We start from the raw sequence: 16,719 nt of genomic DNA, 5'->3' as shown, positions 1-16,719 counted from the left end.
TTTTCGGAGGCAGTTTTACAGAATCATACCGGCCGCTACTGTTTCATTCGTTGTTTCGTCTATTAATATGATACTGCCCGTCTGGCGGTTGCGGTTATAAGCATCAGCGAGCAGCGGCTTTGTTGTGCGCAGGCGCACGCGGCTGATTTCGTTCATTTTTATATCCTTGTCATCCTCTATGCGGTGCAGCGTATTCACATTCACCTTATACAGCACCTCTTTAATCATGGTACGCACCTCGTTTGTTGTGTGGCGCAGGATATACTTTCCTCGCATGGCAGGGCCCTGCTCATGCAACCAGCACAGCATCACATCCAGGTCCTGTATCACTTTCGGCTGGTTGTTTTCCCGCACAATCATATCACCACGGCTGATATCAATATCATCTTCCAGCGTCATGCTCACCGACATGGGAGAAAAGGCTTCCTGCACCGGACCATCAAAGGTGTCGATGCTTTTAATGGTGCTGCTAAAGCCTGAGGGCATTACCAGTACCTTATCGCCCGGCTTAAACACGCCTCCTGCCACACGGCCGGCATAGCCCCTGTAGTCGTGATGCTCATCGTTGTGCGGCCGGATAACTGTCTGCACAGGAAAGCGGCAGTCGATCAGGTTCTTGTCATTGCCGATGTGGATGGTCTCCAGCATGTGCAGCAGTGTTTCGCCCTGGTACCAGCTCATTTTGTCGGACCTGTTAACCACATTATCGCCATGCAGCGCACTGATGGGCACAAAGCGGACATCCTTCACATTCAGCTTCGCGGCAAACTCGGTGTATTCCTTTACTATCTCATCAAAACGCTCCTCAGAGTAGTCCATCAGGTCCATCTTGTTGATACACACCACTACGTGCGGAATTTGCAGGAGCGTAGCGATAAAAGAGTGCCGGCAGGTTTGCTCCACCACACCGTTGCGCGCATCCAGCAGGATGAGGGCCAGGTTAGCTGTGGAGGCGCCTGTCACCATGTTACGGGTATACTGTATATGGCCAGGAGTGTCGGCTATAATAAATTTGCGCTTTGGGGTGGCGAAATAGCGGTAGGCCACATCAATGGTAATGCCCTGTTCCCGCTCGTCTTTCAAGCCATCGGTAAATAAGGACAGGTCTACGTGGTCCAGGCCCTTCTTCTCGCTCGACTTTCTGACGGCTTCCATCTGGTCTTCGAAAATGGACTTTGAGTCGTATAACAAACGGCCGATAAGGGTGCTTTTCCCGTCATCTACACTTCCGGCTGTTGTAAATCTTAATAGTTGCATCGTGTTGTCTGTTTTAGAGCTTGTTTAATTTTTTTCTGTTTCTCAAGAATTAAGTATAAACATGCCCTTAGAAATAGCCTTGTTTTTTTCTGTCTTCCATGGATGTTTCAGAGCGTTTATCGTCGGCCCGGTTGCCTCGCTCGGTGTGGCGCGTAGCGGCTACTTCCAGAATGATTTTATCTAAGGTGTCGGCATCGGACTCTACACCGCCGGTGATGGTAATATCGCCAAGTGTCCGGAAGCGGATGTGCTTGCGCACCACCTCCTCCTCATCCCGAAGGCGGATATGCTCCGACATAGGCAGCCAGGTATCATCGCGGTAAATCACATCCCGCTGATGCGCAAAGTAGAGCGAAGGGATGGCGAGGTTCTCCGTCAGGATATACTGCCAGATGTCCATCTCCGTCCAATTGCTTATAGGGAACACCCTGAAATGCTCACCCATGTTCTTTCTGCCGTTAAACAGGTTCCACAGCTCAGGCCGCTGGTTTTTGGGGTCCCACTGCCCGAAATCATCGCGATGGGAGAAGAAGCGCTCTTTGGCTCTTGCCTTTTCTTCGTCGCGCCTTGCGCCGCCAATGGCAGCATCAATCTTGTTCCGCTCAATGGCATCCAGCAGGGTAACAGTTTGCAGGGCATTTCTGCTGGCGTTTCTACCGCCCTCTTCTTTCACGAGCCCCTTGTCTATCGATTCCTGTACCGACCCGACTATAAGCTGCACACCCAGTTCTTTTACCAGGTTGTCACGGAAGGCGATGGTCTCGGGAAAGTTGTGACCGGTATCGATATGCACGAGCGGCATAGGTATTTTGGCAGGAAAAAAAGCTTTGCGGGCCAAATGGGTGACGACAATAGAGTCTTTACCGCCGGAAAACAGAATGGCCGGCCACTCGAACTGCGCCACCACCTCCCGGATAACAAAGATGGCCTCTGCCTCTAACTCTTTTAAGTGACTTAATGAATAATTACTCATTTGGTAAATTCAATTTGGGTTTGATGTAAGAAATGAGCTTCTGTACGGATACATCAAGCGGTTCCTTATCTGATTGGATATGTATGGCTGGGTTTTCAGGCGCCTCGAAAGGAGCGCTGATACCCGTAAAGTTGCTGATTTCGCCTTTGCGTGCTTTTGCGTACAGGCCTTTTGTATCCCGCTGCTCGCACACTTCCACAGGGCAGTCTACAAATACTTCTATAAAGTTGCCTTCTCCCGCTATACTTCTTACACGCTCCCTGTCTTCTTTGAACGGGGAAATGAAAGCTGACATCACCACAAGGCCGGCATCGGCCATCAGCTTTGTTACCTCTCCTATTCTGCGGATGTTCTCTTTGCGGGCTTCATCCGAAAAGTCAAGGTCGCTGTTGAGCCCTTTGCGCACGTTATCGCCGTCCAGCACAAAGGTGTGGTACCCATGCTCGTACAGGTATTCTTCAAGGGCATTGGCAAGGGTGGATTTACCGCTTCCGGAGAAACCTGTAAACCATATGACTAAGGAGCGGTGTCCTTTCATCTTGTTTCGCAGCCTCCTGTTTATCTGGTGCTTGTGCGGTATGATGTGTAGCTTTTCACTCATAATATTAGAAGTACATAAGTATAATATAGGTTATACAAGTTATAGAATATAATAGGGTAAACGGTACGCCTATTTTTAGAAAATCAGTTGCCTTATAAGACCCCGGACCATAGATCATGAGGTTAGTCTGGTACCCTACAGGAGTTAGAAAGCTGGCAGAAGCACCGAAGGCAATCGCGACGTAAAAGCCGGTTGGATCGAGCCCCATGTCATGGCTTAGAGAATACGCAATCGGGAAAGCAATGGAAACAGCCGCCACATTCGTTATAAACGAGGTAAGCAAAACGGTAATGATGAACAAGCCTATCAGCACCCCGTATTTCCCTCCATCCTGAAAAAAAAGAATAACAAGTGTTGCCAGTTCCTGTGCGACGCCTGTATTAATCAGCGCTTTGCTTAGTGTTAAGGCACTTGCCAGAATAATCAGCAAATCCAGGTCGAGCAAATCCTTAATTTCCTCCACCCGGAGGAGGCCTGTAACCGCCATGAGCGCGCACACCAGAAAAAGACTGAAAAACAGGCTGAAAAAGCCTGCTGCCATCAACCCCAGCGACACTAAGGTACCGATGCCAAAAACTGCTTTCTTCCAGTTAGCAGTGCCATTTGTTCTGGACACAACAGATACAGTGTACAAATCTTTGTTGTTTTTGTTACGCGAAAGAAACTTCTGGCCCGCAGATATGAGCAACAGATCTCCCGGCTCCAGCACTATAGCGCCTATTTTGCCGTTCAGATTCTCTCCCTTCCGGTGAATGGCGACAACAGCAGCGTCATACTTATCCCGAAACTGGCTCTGTTTTAACGTGCGGCCAGTTAGTTCGCTGTTCCGCGGCACCACCGTTTCCACCAGGTTCACATGCTTTGCAATGCCCAACTTACCAGAATGCGGTATTTGCAGGCCGTTGTCCTGCCGCAATAAATCCACTACTTTTTCAGTATCTCCGGCAAAATACAGGTGGTCGCCTACCTGCAGCACCTCTCCGGGCGTTACCGGGCTGATCCCCTTCCCTTTTCTGACAATTTCGAAAAGATAGATTCCCTCCAGGTTTCGCAGGTTAGCTTCAACAACACTCTTGCCGGCCAACTCAGATTCTTCTTCAATAAGGGTTTCTACGAGATATTCACGGGCATTGGTTTTAAATTCGTCCATCGGATTTATCCGGGAGGGCAACAACCTGTACCCAACAGTAGCTAAAAAAGAGAGCCCAACTGCCGTTACCAGCACCCCTGGCAGGAAGAAATCCAGAAACCCCAGCCCTTCAGGCTCCCGTGAAAGAATAAAGCCATTCAGCACCAGGTTGGTAGAGGTGCCTATCACCGTCATCATGCCGCCAATAATAGCGGCAAAAGACAGCGGGATCAGGAGTTTGGAAGGAGCCACCTTGTGCCGTTTCGACCACTGATATACATACGGAATCATCAGGGCGACAACAGGCGTGTTGTTGATAACAGAGGAAAGAACGGACACGCCGGCTGTCATACGTATCATGAATGCCCTTGGGCTCCTGGCTGTCCTGAACAGCCTGTTCAGAAGACCAATCAGGTTGAAGTGGTTCTTTATGCCGGCGGTGATGAAAATTAACAGAAAAATTGTGATAATGGATTCGTTGCTCAGGCTTAGCAGAAAATCAGCAGGCTGTACCACCTGCCCGAGCAGCAGCACGATAACGCCGCTGAGAAAGACCAGCGCCGGGCGGATTTTGTCTAGTAGCAAGCCTACTACGCTCCACACCAGCACAGCTATCGTAATCCATTTTTCGATAGGCAGTTCAAACATTAACGCTTCACTACAAACCAGGGATTCAACAGGTTTTCCTTGTTGTATTGCAGCGGTGTTCCAGTATGATATTGCACTACGCTGCAGCCAGCGCTGCGCGCTATGGCATCTCCTGCTGCCGTGTCCCACTCCATGGTAGGCGCCAGGCGTGGGTAGATATCTGCCACTCCCTCTGCCACCAAACAAAGCTTCAGAGAGCTGCCCATCGACACAAAGGCCACCTCGCCATGCTCTTCCTGCAGCCTGGCTACAAACGCTTCTGTTTCTTCGGACCTGTGGGATCGGCTTCCTACTACCGTATACTTTCTGCCCTCAGCGGCTTTTAAAGGCAGACTTTTCCCTGCCTCCTTCCAGTTATCAGGGAGCTGATGTTCGGTTAGCTCCAGTTTCCAGGCTCCTTCTCCCGATGCACCAACATACAGCCACTGCTTTACAGGGGCATATACTACCCCCAGCACAGGAACATTGTTTTTTATCAGGGCGATGTTTACGGTAAATTCTCCGTTGCGCTTTACAAACTCCTTGGTTCCATCCAGCGGGTCGATGAGCCAGTAAGAAGGCCAGTTCTTTCTGTCCTCAAACGGAATGCGGCTGCCTTCTTCGCTTAATACAGGGTATGGTGTTTTTTCCAGGAAGGACACTATTACCTCATGTGCCATTTTATCTGCAAGCGTTAGAGGAGACTCATCTGATTTGTATTCTACAGTAAATTCTTGTTCATAGATTTTTAATATTTTTATACCTGCTTCGATAGCAGCTGAAGAAATAAGTTTACTTAAATCCATTTCTAACTTAATACTTTGTATATGCTCAGCTGAGAGGTGAACAATAGCAACCAGATTTTGATGCTTCTACATAGCGTGTTTACATCCTCTCAGCCTGATCTTATGTCTATGTCTGCCTTTATATGGGCAATATTATATTTTTCCGGCAGACTTGCTAATTCTTATTTGCGAGCACGCTAAGCTAACTAAGCCACATCATTTGAGCGTAACAACCGCTTTATCTCGACACCAGCATACGTTGCCATTTCTTTAATTTTCCACGACAAATTGTTATAGGGAGTTTCAAAGTCACTATATCCGAAATTGGCGGCCAGTTGCTTTGTTTCATCACTTAGCTCGTGCCCAAATTTATCATCTGTTTTCCACTTATAAAGAGAAGAGCTCCTGAAATGGAAATTGTTTGAGACAGGCTCCAGGTTTAACTTTTCTTGCATGAACGCCCCGTTTTCTGCCACCAGGTCTTCATAGCGAACAATCTCAATGTCCAGTTCTTTCTGGTAGTGCAACAGGTTTTGATTGGATGTATACCATTCGTTTTCAAACAGTCTGCAATCAAACTTCCACCTGTCCCAACCTGAATATATAACAGAAAGAGGATGTCGGACTAAGCCTATGACCTTAAAGTCGATATCATTTTTGTGAAGAGAAATATACTCGCTTATCAGGTCTAAATTACTCTTGTTAAAAAGATGATGTGGGCTCTTCTCAACAAAACGAGGCTGATTTTGCTGTATAAGCCGGGAATATAGGTTGAATATTTCTTCCCTTGTCACGTTGCCAGATGTCAGGTTGCCTAGTTCATTTTCACTGACAAACTTTTGCAGGCTTTCAAAGGCTTTATCATATGAATAAGGTAGTTTGCTCCTATGCAACTTTTGCTGGGGAAGCCTTAGTATAGAAGTTGCTTTTGCCCAAAATAAGGTTTCATTCTCATGATGCCGGACTTTTTTTGTCATTTTAAAACCAAAATCCTGCACAAGGAATTGCTGCAGCGCACTAGAGCCTGCTGACTTTGTGGAAAGAATGATACAGTTGTATAGTTTGTGCATATATGTAGCTTATTAATTTTTACTCCAGTCAAGATTCATTTGCAACGATAGCTTGATTTTTTTAATTTGGTCTCTTCAATTTCCCTCACCTCTTCCGCTGCCTTGGTAATGAGTTAATCCGGGTATTCAAGTACGAAGATGAACCTAACATGTCTTAAAAATTTACTATTTCACCTTCTAAGCACCTGTATATCAATATAAATTATTCATGATCTTTCCGGTTTTGCGTCGTAAGCTTCTGCGTTCTCATGGTTTTAGAGTATTTCCAGTGTTATACCACCTAACTGCCTGCTCAAGAAAGTTATATAGCAACCGCTGATTATCAGGCCATGCTCCTGGACCTGTTAAACAGGCAGGCACTAAAGACTCAACTAGGTTATAGGCAGCTTACACACCTTCTCGTTTGTGAAACATTTAACTCAATTCTTATCTTTCTCGCTGCAGCTCATTGTCTTCAGGCTGTTCTAAATTAGCCTCTTAGCGTGTGTGGGCACTATGATAACAGTAATACAACGCTCTTGCGCGCGGATGGTTACATCTATACTATAAGAGATTATTCTGAGGAAATTTTAGGCGGAACAATAAAGATCGGTTGGCTTTTTTATTGTTTTAGTAGGCAAACTACCAACAATATACAACTAAACTGCTCCGAATATTTATGTTTAACTAGCCTACAGCCAGAAGAGTTTATGCCTCTTCTCTGCGAATTCGGGCCGCTCTGCCAGCAGTATTTTCAGCACCACGACCTGGAGCGGAAGCCTGGCAGAATACTCAAGCTTGAGGGAGATGCCCGCTGCAGCCTTGCCGGTAGCTGTAGCAAGCTGCTCTTCTGCCAAAAGATTTCTGTGGCGGGTTTGGTCGATGTTACAGACAGTCATGAGAATGTCATTAACGGCCTCTATGCCCCCTCTTTTCATCAGATCGAGCTTATCTCAGAGGGTAAGGAGCATATATTTTTCATGTTCTTCCTGACCTTAGTGACCAGGTGCAGCTTAAGGCCGAAGAACCAGCCGGTGGAGCTTTTCCCGCGGCTGGCTATCCCCTCTAAGACCCTGTGGGAGTGTATCCTGAGATTATCGAGACGGGCAGCTTCTTAGAGTTGACGTAGTAGTGGCCGGTGCGGGCGGAGAGGCTGCTGCGGCATTGGGCCAAGAGGAAGGCGTGGAAGCAGCTCTGGCGGGCAAGGGAGAGGAACTGGGTGTAGGAAACAGCCTTGGGGAAGAAGCGCCTAAGCAGCATGCGTAGGCGCTTTGGCTATCAACTTTACGCCTTCCTGCTCTCCATCAACCGCTTTGTGCTGCTGATGGATGCCACTCTAAAAGCATTGTGTGTTTAAAAACGATTTAATTCAATTGCATCACCTTAGTTTGCCTCTTATTTACACTTAAAGCATATATAACATCAGGAAGTGCCTTTTATTTTTTTAAGGTACAGCAGCTGCAATCTTGAGTTAGCTTTTATAGAAAACTCTTCAAACCAGGATCGCTTTAATTTAAAGAAGTCCTGGTTCTCCCGGATAATCTCAGGAAACCGGTCTTTGACATTATTGTAGATTAGGTTTCTGGCCTGTTTTACATAAGGATGGTTGGCAATACCAAACTTCTTCTGAATAGCAGCATCTATAATCTTCCAGCTCGTAATCATGCTTCTTACCCTGTCCTCTTTGTTCCAGGTGCTGGTGTTGCTGCCGGTATGGCGCCTGTAGTACACTTCCGCAGTGGGCACAAAAACAATTTGGGAGGCACATAAGAGCACCCGAGCAAAGAACTCCCCGTCCTGGTTCATCTTCAGGTCTTCGTTCCAGTAGCCAGCCTCTTCAATTGTTTTTTTCCTTACCAGGTACACGTGGGGGGGGAACCAGATGCTGTGCTTGCCAAAAATATTGAATAGCTCCAAAGGACCTTCGGTGCTGACGTAAGTAGGCTCGTTTGGCTTGGCACTCAGTTCATCCTCAGAAGTCCTGAAACGGCCCCACTTACAGGTAGCCACTGCATGGGGTTCGCTGGTGCTGAGGGCACGAACCTGCTCTTCAAATTTGGTGGGGGCAAGCAAATCGTCTGAATCCAGAAACTGTATAAACTCCCCTTTTGCCAGTTCTAAGCCTATGTTTCTGCAGGTGTTGCCTCCCTTCGACCTGTCAGGTGGCCGTTTTACATACTTGAAACGGGGGTCTGCCTGCGCGTATCGCTGTACTATTGCTTCAGTCTCGTCAGTGGAACCATCATCTACTATAAGGCATTCCCAATCAGGTAAGGTTTGCGATTGAACAGAATCCAGAGTCTCACTGATCAAATCTTCCCTATTGAACGTTGGTATAACGACTGAAACTTTTATGTCCATAAAATATTAAATTCATATATGTGTCAGAAGACTGCCAAACAGACAAGCCGTCTAGCAAAGAATACTGTTTCTCAGCCTGAAATGTTGTAAAACTTAAGCAGCGTTATGGACGGAGGCGCTCGTAAAAGCCTCCGTCCATAACGCTGCACTTTAAAAGAAGAATAGTTCCGGTTAGGCTGCGCGATAATACACCATGGTGCAGGCGCAGGTACAGCGAAATGGAATGAGTGAAGACTGCGCTCACTCCGCGTTGAGAAAACGCGCTACAAGCACAGGAAAAATACGATTACGCACTTGAGAATAAACGTGCGCAGAAGAATACTGGGACTGTAGATTTTAGCTAGTTACCTGTAGCGGGTATTACCTATCTATCTACTTATTTATCTTGCAGCGTACCAGTCCACCGCAATCTGCAGGCCTTGCAAGGCAGAATACTCCGGGTTATACCCAATCAGTTCCTTTGCTTTAGAAATGTCTGCCAGGCTATGCTTTACGTCTCCCTTTCGTTCTTCCCGGTATTGGGGTGCTACGTTCACATCTGCAATGTTACTGATCTTCTCCCAGAGCTGGTTTAAAGTAGTACGTTCACCGAAAGCAATATTGATGACTTCATGCTCCTTTACTTCGGGCACAAGCATGGCTTTTACATTTGCCTGCACGGCATTCTCTACAAATGTAAAGTCACGGCTGGTTTCCCCGTCACCATTTATATAAGGAGCTTCTTTACGAAGGGCCGCTTCAATAAACAGTGGAATAACGGCAGCATAAGGTCCCTGCGGGTTTTGCTTTGGCCCGAAAACATTGAAATAACGGAGCCCTATGGTATGAAAGTCATACGTCTTGGAAAAGACGCTGCCATACAACTCATTCACATATTTTGTAACCGCGTAAGGTGATAAGGGATTACCGATCTCCTCCTCTACTTTTGGCAAGCCGGGATGGTCACCATACGTGCTGGAGCTGGCGGCATACACCATACGCTTCACGCCAGCATCCCGGGCAGCAACCAGCATGTTTAAAAAGCCATTGATGTTCACCTCATTGGTGGTGACAGGGTCGTTGATGGAACGGGGCACAGAACCAAGAGCCGCCTGATGCGAAACATAATCTACTCCCTCTAAGGCTTGCCGGCAAATCTCCAGATCCCGGATATCCCCCTCCATAAATTCAAAAGCAGGATTGTCTTTAAAGGCTTGTATGTTTGACTGTGACCCGGTAGCTAGATTATCGAGCACCCGTACTTTATTTGCGCCATATTTCAGCAGGTATTCTACTAGGTTAGAACCGATAAAACCGGCGCCACCTGTTACAAGAAAGGAAAACTTGCTTAAGTCTTCTGAGTGGTGTTTTGTTTCGTACACTTTCTAAGTTTGTTAGTTTACTTACACTTTCTGATTGCTCAGGAGGCTTAAAAAGTTTGGAGAGTATAGTATAGCTAATCTAAACCCTCTAAACTTTTTAAGCCTCCTAAACCAAATTATAGTCTTGCGTCAGCCATGGCTTTTGGCAAGGCTCCTTTTACATCGTAAATAACAGCATTGGCTTTGCAAAGCTTCTGTAAGTCGAGGTGTTTGAATTCGTTATGTGATACCGCCAATACAATGGCATCGCAGTCTGATATATTACCAAGTTCTCTCACTGATTCCCAACCATATTCATGCTTTACCTCATCAGGCTCAGCCCAGGGATCATAAATGGTGATATTCGTCTGGTATTCTTTGAGTGTGCGTAAAATATCCACAACTTTGGTGTTCCGCACATCAGGGCAGTTCTCTTTAAAAGTGATACCCAGCACCAGAATATTGGCTCCTTTTACAGGAATATCCTTTTTTACCATCAGCTTAATGACCTCGTGTGCCACGTACTCGCCCATACCGTCGTTAAGACGGCGCCCTGCCAGGATAATCTCCGGATGATAACCGACCTCCTGTGCTTTTTGAGCCAGGTAATACGGGTCTACACCAATACAATGCCCCCCAACAAGGCCCGGCTTAAAATTCAGGAAATTCCATTTTGTTCCGGCAGCTTGAAGTACCTCGTCTGTGTCAATTCCCAGGCGGTTAAAAATCTTAGCCAATTCGTTTACGAAAGCAATGTTGATATCACGCTGCGCATTCTCGATTACTTTGGCAGCTTCTGCTACTTTTATTGATGTAGCTTTGTGCGTACCCGCTAAAATCACAGAGTTGTAAAGCTTGTCTACTTTTTCTGCCGCTTCAGGTGTAGACCCCGACGTAATTTTAAGAATTTTGGCAACTGTGTGCTCTTTGTCTCCGGGGTTGATTCGTTCTGGTGAGTAACCAGCAAAAAAATCAACATTAAACTCTAAGCCGGATACTTTTTCCAGCACAGGCACACACTCCTCTTCCGTAACGCCAGGGTACACCGTAGACTCATATACTACGATATCGCCGCGCTTCAATACTTTTCCAACTGTTTCACTGGCTTTATACAATGGTGTGAGGTCCGGGCGATTATGTTTATCTACCGGAGTAGGCACTGTGATGATAAAAAAGTTGGCAGCTTCGATGTTACCTAGCTGGTCTGTGCAGATTAATCCCTTGCCAGCGGTGCTATCGCTCACTATAACTTTCTTAAGTTCTTCCTCCGAAACCTCCAGTGTCTGATCCTTCCCTTCTGTTAGCTCTGCAACTCTCTGTGCATTTATATCGAAGCCAAATGTTTTGTATTTCTTTGCAAATTCAACAGCAAGTGGTAAGCCAACGTACCCCAGCCCGATTACCGCAATAATTGTTTCTTCTGTTTCGGTTCTGCCTAGCGACATTTTAATTTTAATTTATAAATATGATAAACTTGTATGTTCTCCTTTAATCAGCCCTAAAGTACGAACTGTTGTCAATTATTATCATACATTTTTACCATAAAGACATTTTAGCCATTTTCTTCCGCCAGCTTGGCTTTTTCTCCTCCATGTAGCCGTAGCCGTAGCCATAACCGTAGCCGTAACTGCCGTTTTCCTTTTTAGCGTCGTTCAGTACAATCATAGGGTGCTTCACTTTTTTGCTTTTGTAAAGGTCATCCACAATGGCCAGCTGCGATTTACTGGTATAGTTGTAGCGCACCATATAAATGCACGAGTCGGTATAAGGGGTTAATGCTAAAGCATCGGCAACCTGCCCAACTGGTGCTGTATCTATAATAACGTAATCAAACCTCGCCTTCAAGTCATTTATCAACTCCCCTACTTCCGGCAGCATGATAAATTCTCCAGGGTTAGGCGGAACCGGCCCTACCCCAACAATAGACAGCCCCGGCAAATCTGGCATTGGCTGCAGAATTTCTTCTACAGGCATTGTGTCAGAGATTAGATAGTTTGTTATACCCAGATTATTGGGCAACCCCAGCCTCTCTGTCAGGGCAGGCCTTCTAAGGTCGAAGCCCACCACAACTACCCTTTTGCCCGTAAGTACCAGGCTGGAGGCCAAGTTCACACTGAAGAAAGTTTTACCCTCGCCGCTCATACTGGAAGTAACCAAAATCACCTTGTTTTCTTTTCCGGCAGTGGCGAACTGCAGGTTAGAGCGTATTAGCCTGAACTGCTCCGCTATCGGGCTTCTGCTGTCCTGTGTTACTACAAGCGTTTCGTTGGTGCCGCTGTTGTTAAGCTCTCCCAGCACAGGAGTAGCGGTTGCCTGCTCTACATCGCGTGTCTGCTCTACAGTATCATTCAACATGTTCTTAACCGTGATGCCTGCAAATGGCACAGCAATACCTGCCAGCAAAGCTATCAGGTACACCATTTGCGTTTGAGGGTGCACCGGCCCCGATGCAGTAGCCGGATCGATAACCCTGGAGTTAGACACTGTGGCAGCAAGCGATATGGCGGCCTCTTCCCGCTTGTGCAGGAGGTATAAGTAAACGTTTGTCTTGATGGCCTGATCCCGGTTAATCTCCAGCAGTTCCCGTTCCATAGTTGGCACCTGCTGAATCCCGGATCTGGATGCAGACGCCCTTGTCTGTAGACTCTCTCTGGTAATAGAAAGGCCTTGCCTTATATTCTGTATGTTTTCCTGTATGTTGCCTTTCAGGTTCTCTAACTGCTCGTCTACACTTGCTACAATAGGGTTATTAGGCCTTGTGGTACGCAGAATACGCTGGCGCTCAAGTTGCAATTGATTGAAATTTCCTATCAGACTATTAAGCGTAGGATCATTTATATTAAGGGAGCTAGGTACTAGTTCATACTGATTCTCCTCATTGTTCAAATAACTTTCTATCGACTCTAACACATCAATCTGAATGGCCAGGTCAGCCAGCTGCTTGCTATATTCATCCTGGTTAGCAACATATAAACCACCAGCGGCAGCAACATCTGTCACTGCATTTTGCCGCTTATAACTTTCTACATCCTTCTCAACATCAGATAGCTCATCTGTGAGATACAACAGTCTATCATCTATAAAATCTATTGTGTTGGAAGCTAATACCCTCTTGTCATCAATGATTTCTTTGCCGTATACTTCCGTTACTTTGTTGATGATATCTATACCTTTTTCTGGCACAGGATCAACCAAGCTTAACTCCAGCACACGTCCGCTGTTATCATAAGGTTTTACAATAAGCCTGTTGTTGTACTGGCTGGCCAGCTTACGGATATCATGAAGCATAACTATAACAGTTCTTTCGCTCCGGGAATCTCTGGGGGGGGCAGTAACGGTAAAAGTTCCGTACGGCCTTTCAATTTCCTGCCCAAACTTATATGTCCCGCTGCCATGATTATCTTCGAGTTCAAACGTAGTATTATCTTTGATATGAATGGTAAGCGATCTCCCAAAAGCCGAAGAGTCTAACTTGCTGGTTATTAGCTTAAGCGGAAGTTCCTCTCCATATACCTCAATGGTTTTCACCCTCCCCTCTACATAATAAGTGGCGTTCAAAGACATTTCAGACAGCGCTCTTTCCATCAGGCTCTTTGACTTTAAGATGATAATTTCATCTTCGATGCCCTGCGTTGTCTCAAACATACCCATATCATTCAGAGCCATAGTAGGCCCCTGCTTGTCATCTTTCACCAATAAGGTACTGCTGATACTATAGAGGGGAGTAGTGTAACGAACGTACAGGTAAGCCGCCCCTAGAAACAGGATAATACTCAGCACAAATAAATACCAGTAGCGCAGGTATTTAGATATAAGATTTTTAATATTGACTGGTTCAGATTCGTTTTCTGAGAATTCTAATTCGGTTTCAGACATTCTTATTCGTCCTTTTTAAATTAAGTTTTGGTAAACAAGTATTGAAAAGCACCCTATCGAACAAAAAGGAACAGTGCAGTGGACACAATTCCGACTGCAAACCCCCAGTTACGCCGTACAAAGCCTGTTCCGGCCACTTTGGCCTTATCGGGCTCTACATAAATTACATCGTTCTGATGTAAGTTGAAGTAAGGGGATTTAAAAACGTTGCTATCATTTAGGTTTAGCCTTGCCATTGTTCTGGTGCCGTTCTCTTCCCGAATAACAAGCACATCCTCCCTCTTGCCATAGAGCGTTAAGTCTCCTGCCATGCCCAGCGCTTCTATTATATTCATGTTATCGTCCATTGCTGTTACCACAGAAGGGTTGCTTACTTCCCCTATCACCGTTACCCTGAAATTCAGGTACCTTACTTTAACGATTGGCTCCTGCAAATATTCCTGAAGATCAGCGGTTAATTTATTATTGGCCTCCTCCCGGGTTAAACCAGCTACCTTTACCCTGCCCAGAACCGGGAATTCTATATACCCCTGGTCATCTACCAGATAGCCTTGGGTAGCGTCGTTATTACCTCCCTGCTGCTGTTGCCTCATTCCTGTGCTACCACCAACTGGCAGCAGAACACCCGTATTAAACAACATATTAGACTCAGGGTTAAGGGTAACCACAGAAATGCTCAGCAGATCCTCAGGTTTTATTACCGGTCCTTTATCCTGACTTATTTGTTCTGTAATGATAGGTTTGTCTTTTGGCAAGTCGCTAAAGTAGACGATGTTTCTTGTCCTTAATAACGTACAGGACGAAGACATAAGCACGAGTAAAATGCAATAAATACTAATTCTCATTATAATTTAACAATATAAGGGCGAATAAATCAAAACATTTAGACGCAATTCTTCTAAAAAAGATATATAGGAGTTTGCTCCAAGTGTTGTTTAGGATAAAAGCGGCAATATTTATTTAAAAACTCTTAAGCTGTTCTCAAGACAACCTAGGTTATGTATTGACGATTTATTAAGTGTCAAGTATCTGATTTTTACATCCATAATTACATTCCGTTGTTCTCATTCTACAGGTTACAGGCAGCGACAACAGCAACAGGAGATATTAAATTCATCTCTTGCTGGCTGGTATAGTAACTTGTTTTAGTTTTCCCTCCTTTTACGGCATTACTCCCCACCTGATGATGAACCTTCACTTATTACTCCCTTTGTTTTGGTTTTGTTACTTGTCATTAAAAACATCCTGTACCTAAACTGCCAGAAAACCAGTTAGCGGAGTGCCCTCAAAGTATAGGGTAGAGCATGTTGTGTATGTGAAAGGCGTTAGCGTAAAGGTGCTGCCCTGAATTTGAATTTTGCTTCCTCAAAAAGGATTGCTCTGACTGTGGGTGCTGAGCTACAAGCGTAAAAGCATATAGTGAGTTGGCCCTCCTAAACACCTGCTAAGGCAGGTGTTTAGGAGGGCCAACTCACTATTGAGCCTCGTGTTTTTTAATTTCTTACCGCGATCATTAAGCCCAGTTCTTTATAGCGCATCCCGAATCTTTTGGCGATGTGGCCATTTGTCAGGCTGCCTTTATAGATATAAACACCACTGCGGTAATGCTCATACGTAAACAGCACTTCGTTTATGCCGCCATACTTTGAGAATTCTGTAAAGATGGGTGTAAAGATATTGCTCAGCGCCTGCGAGGCCGTGCGCGGTACTCTGGATGGGATGTTTGGCACACAGTAATGAATCACATCGTATTTGCGGTAGATCGGGCGAGAATGGGAGGTTAACTCTGAAGTTTCAAAACAGCCTCCCTGATCGATGCATACGTCTATGATAACAGACCCCGGGTTCATCTGGGCAATAATGCTCTCCTCTACCATGCAGGTAATGCGCCCCTCTTCTGCCACCAATGCTCCAATCACGACATCGGCTTGCTTTATTTCGTTGTAAAGCACCGTTTTATCTAAGGTAGAGGTAAACAGTTGTGTACCTACATTCTGCTTCAGGCGGCGCAGTTTATAAATATGATTGTCGAACACCTTTACTTCGGCGCCGAGGCCAAACGCAGCGCGTGCCGCATGTTCTGCCACGGTGCCGGCACCCAATATTACCACCTTGCTGGGAGGCACACCGGTTATTCCGCCAAGGATAACTCCTTTGCCGTCGTTGCTGCTGCTCAAGTACTCTGCCGCCACCAGCATCACCGTACTGCCCGCAATCTCGCTCATGGCACGCACCACCGGCTTGGCTTCCGATTTATCACGGATCAGCTCAAAAGAGATAGCGTTAATTTTTTTTGCCAGCAGCGCGTTTATATAATCGGCTGTCAGGTTACCGAACTGAAGGGCTGAGATGAGCGTCTGGGCTGGCCGCAGGTATTCAATCTCATCGTAAGTAGGCGGCGCTATCTTCAGGATAATATTCGCCTCGTACACCTCCTGGGTAGAGTAAACAATTTTGGCGCCTGCCTCGGAGTACTCATGGTCAGAGTATTTGGAAGGACTTCCGGCCCCGGTCTCCACCCAAATGCGATGGCCCTGGTCTGAAAGCTGTTTTACGGCATCGGGTGTAAGACCAATCCGGTTCTCCTGAAACGACGACTCTTTTGGAATGCCGATAAATAAGCTGCGGCGCCTCTCTTCTATTGCCAGCATCGACTCTTTTGGGTAAAGAGCAGGATTGTTTGCTAACTTCTCTAATGCTACGGCGAACTTATCCGTCATA

At 46.1% G+C, this 16,719-nt stretch carries 11 protein-coding genes and 2 pseudogenes; all 13 read right to left on the bottom strand.

Features of this window, described 5'->3' with window-relative positions; translation table 11 throughout:
- Nucleotides 1–15: 15 nt before the first annotated feature.
- A pseudogene (gene cysN, locus DXT99_RS05435) lies at nt 16–1,260 on the bottom strand (sulfate adenylyltransferase subunit CysN); the annotation flags it as partial.
- Between the two features lie 64 nt (nt 1,261–1,324).
- Nucleotides 1,325–2,230 (bottom strand): sulfate adenylyltransferase subunit CysD, encoded by a 906-nt coding sequence (gene cysD / locus DXT99_RS05430; protein ID WP_115564523.1) that lies wholly within the window; start codon nt 2,228–2,230, stop codon nt 1,325–1,327.
- Nucleotides 2,223–2,831 carry an adenylyl-sulfate kinase gene (cysC, locus tag DXT99_RS05425; RefSeq protein ID WP_115564522.1) on the bottom strand — a complete coding sequence of 203 codons (609 nt, stop codon included), beginning with the start codon at nt 2,829–2,831 and terminating at the stop codon, nt 2,223–2,225. Before cysC ends, cysD begins: the two co-directional genes overlap by 8 nt.
- A 4-nt stretch (nt 2,832–2,835) precedes the next feature.
- Complete coding sequence (locus DXT99_RS05420; RefSeq protein WP_115564521.1) at nt 2,836–4,608, bottom strand: SLC13 family permease; 1,773 nt, start codon at nt 4,606–4,608, stop codon at nt 2,836–2,838.
- Complete coding sequence (gene cysQ, locus DXT99_RS05415) at nt 4,608–5,393, bottom strand: 3'(2'),5'-bisphosphate nucleotidase CysQ (protein WP_115564520.1); 786 nt, start codon at nt 5,391–5,393, stop codon at nt 4,608–4,610. The genes DXT99_RS05420 and cysQ overlap by 1 nt, the downstream gene beginning before the upstream one ends.
- A gap of 185 nt (nt 5,394–5,578) precedes the next feature.
- Entirely contained in the window at nt 5,579–6,370 is a 792-nt protein-coding gene (locus DXT99_RS05410) for a sulfotransferase (RefSeq protein ID WP_246000458.1), read from the bottom strand.
- Between the two features lie 905 nt (nt 6,371–7,275).
- Nucleotides 7,276–7,675, bottom strand: a pseudogene (locus DXT99_RS28075) (transposase); the annotation flags it as partial.
- A 168-nt stretch (nt 7,676–7,843) separates the two neighbouring features.
- Nucleotides 7,844–8,782 carry a glycosyltransferase family 2 protein gene (locus tag DXT99_RS05400; protein ID WP_115564518.1) on the bottom strand — a complete coding sequence of 313 codons (939 nt, stop codon included), beginning with the start codon at nt 8,780–8,782 and terminating at the stop codon, nt 7,844–7,846.
- A 380-nt stretch (nt 8,783–9,162) separates the two neighbouring features.
- The gene (locus DXT99_RS05395; protein WP_115564517.1) at nt 9,163–10,143 is read right to left on the bottom strand and encodes an SDR family oxidoreductase; all 981 of its coding nucleotides are present in this window, start codon (nt 10,141–10,143) and stop codon (nt 9,163–9,165) included.
- Between the two features lie 116 nt (nt 10,144–10,259).
- Nucleotides 10,260–11,567, bottom strand: coding sequence for a nucleotide sugar dehydrogenase (locus DXT99_RS05390; protein WP_115564516.1), 1,308 nt, complete (start codon nt 11,565–11,567; stop codon nt 10,260–10,262).
- A gap of 91 nt (nt 11,568–11,658) precedes the next feature.
- On the bottom strand, nt 11,659–13,998 hold the full coding sequence (locus DXT99_RS05385) for a GumC family protein (RefSeq protein WP_115564515.1): 2,340 nt from the start codon (nt 13,996–13,998) through the stop codon (nt 11,659–11,661).
- A 53-nt stretch (nt 13,999–14,051) separates the two neighbouring features.
- Nucleotides 14,052–14,753: a polysaccharide biosynthesis/export family protein gene (locus tag DXT99_RS05380; protein WP_246000457.1), complete on the bottom strand. Its 702-nt coding sequence runs from the start codon at nt 14,751–14,753 to the stop codon at nt 14,052–14,054.
- 738 nt (nt 14,754–15,491) lie between these two features.
- Nucleotides 15,492–16,718: an alanine dehydrogenase gene (locus DXT99_RS05375; RefSeq protein WP_115564513.1), complete on the bottom strand. Its 1,227-nt coding sequence runs from the start codon at nt 16,716–16,718 to the stop codon at nt 15,492–15,494.
- Nucleotide 16,719 lies beyond the last annotated feature (1 nt).

Origin of the sequence: Pontibacter diazotrophicus (genome assembly GCF_003367245.1) — a bacterium.
In the GTDB taxonomy this organism is placed as follows: domain Bacteria; phylum Bacteroidota; class Bacteroidia; order Cytophagales; family Hymenobacteraceae; genus Pontibacter; species Pontibacter diazotrophicus.
This window is presented reverse-complemented; position numbering and strand designations above follow the sequence as displayed.

Coding starts and splice junctions, on each gene's coding strand:
- cysD (WP_115564523.1), bottom strand. CDS start 2,230: ATGAGTAATTATTCATTAAGTCACTTAAAAGAGTTAGAGGCAGAGGCC.
- cysC (WP_115564522.1), bottom strand. CDS start 2,831: ATGAGTGAAAAGCTACACATCATACCGCACAAGCACCAGATAAACAGG.
- DXT99_RS05420 (WP_115564521.1), bottom strand. CDS start 4,608: ATGTTTGAACTGCCTATCGAAAAATGGATTACGATAGCTGTGCTGGTG.
- cysQ (WP_115564520.1), bottom strand. CDS start 5,393: ATGGATTTAAGTAAACTTATTTCTTCAGCTGCTATCGAAGCAGGTATA.
- DXT99_RS05400 (WP_115564518.1), bottom strand. CDS start 8,782: ATGGACATAAAAGTTTCAGTCGTTATACCAACGTTCAATAGGGAAGAT.
- DXT99_RS05390 (WP_115564516.1), bottom strand. CDS start 11,567: ATGTCGCTAGGCAGAACCGAAACAGAAGAAACAATTATTGCGGTAATC.
- DXT99_RS05385 (WP_115564515.1), bottom strand. CDS start 13,998: ATGTCTGAAACCGAATTAGAATTCTCAGAAAACGAATCTGAACCAGTC.
- DXT99_RS05375 (WP_115564513.1), bottom strand. CDS start 16,718: ATGACGGATAAGTTCGCCGTAGCATTAGAGAAGTTAGCAAACAATCCT.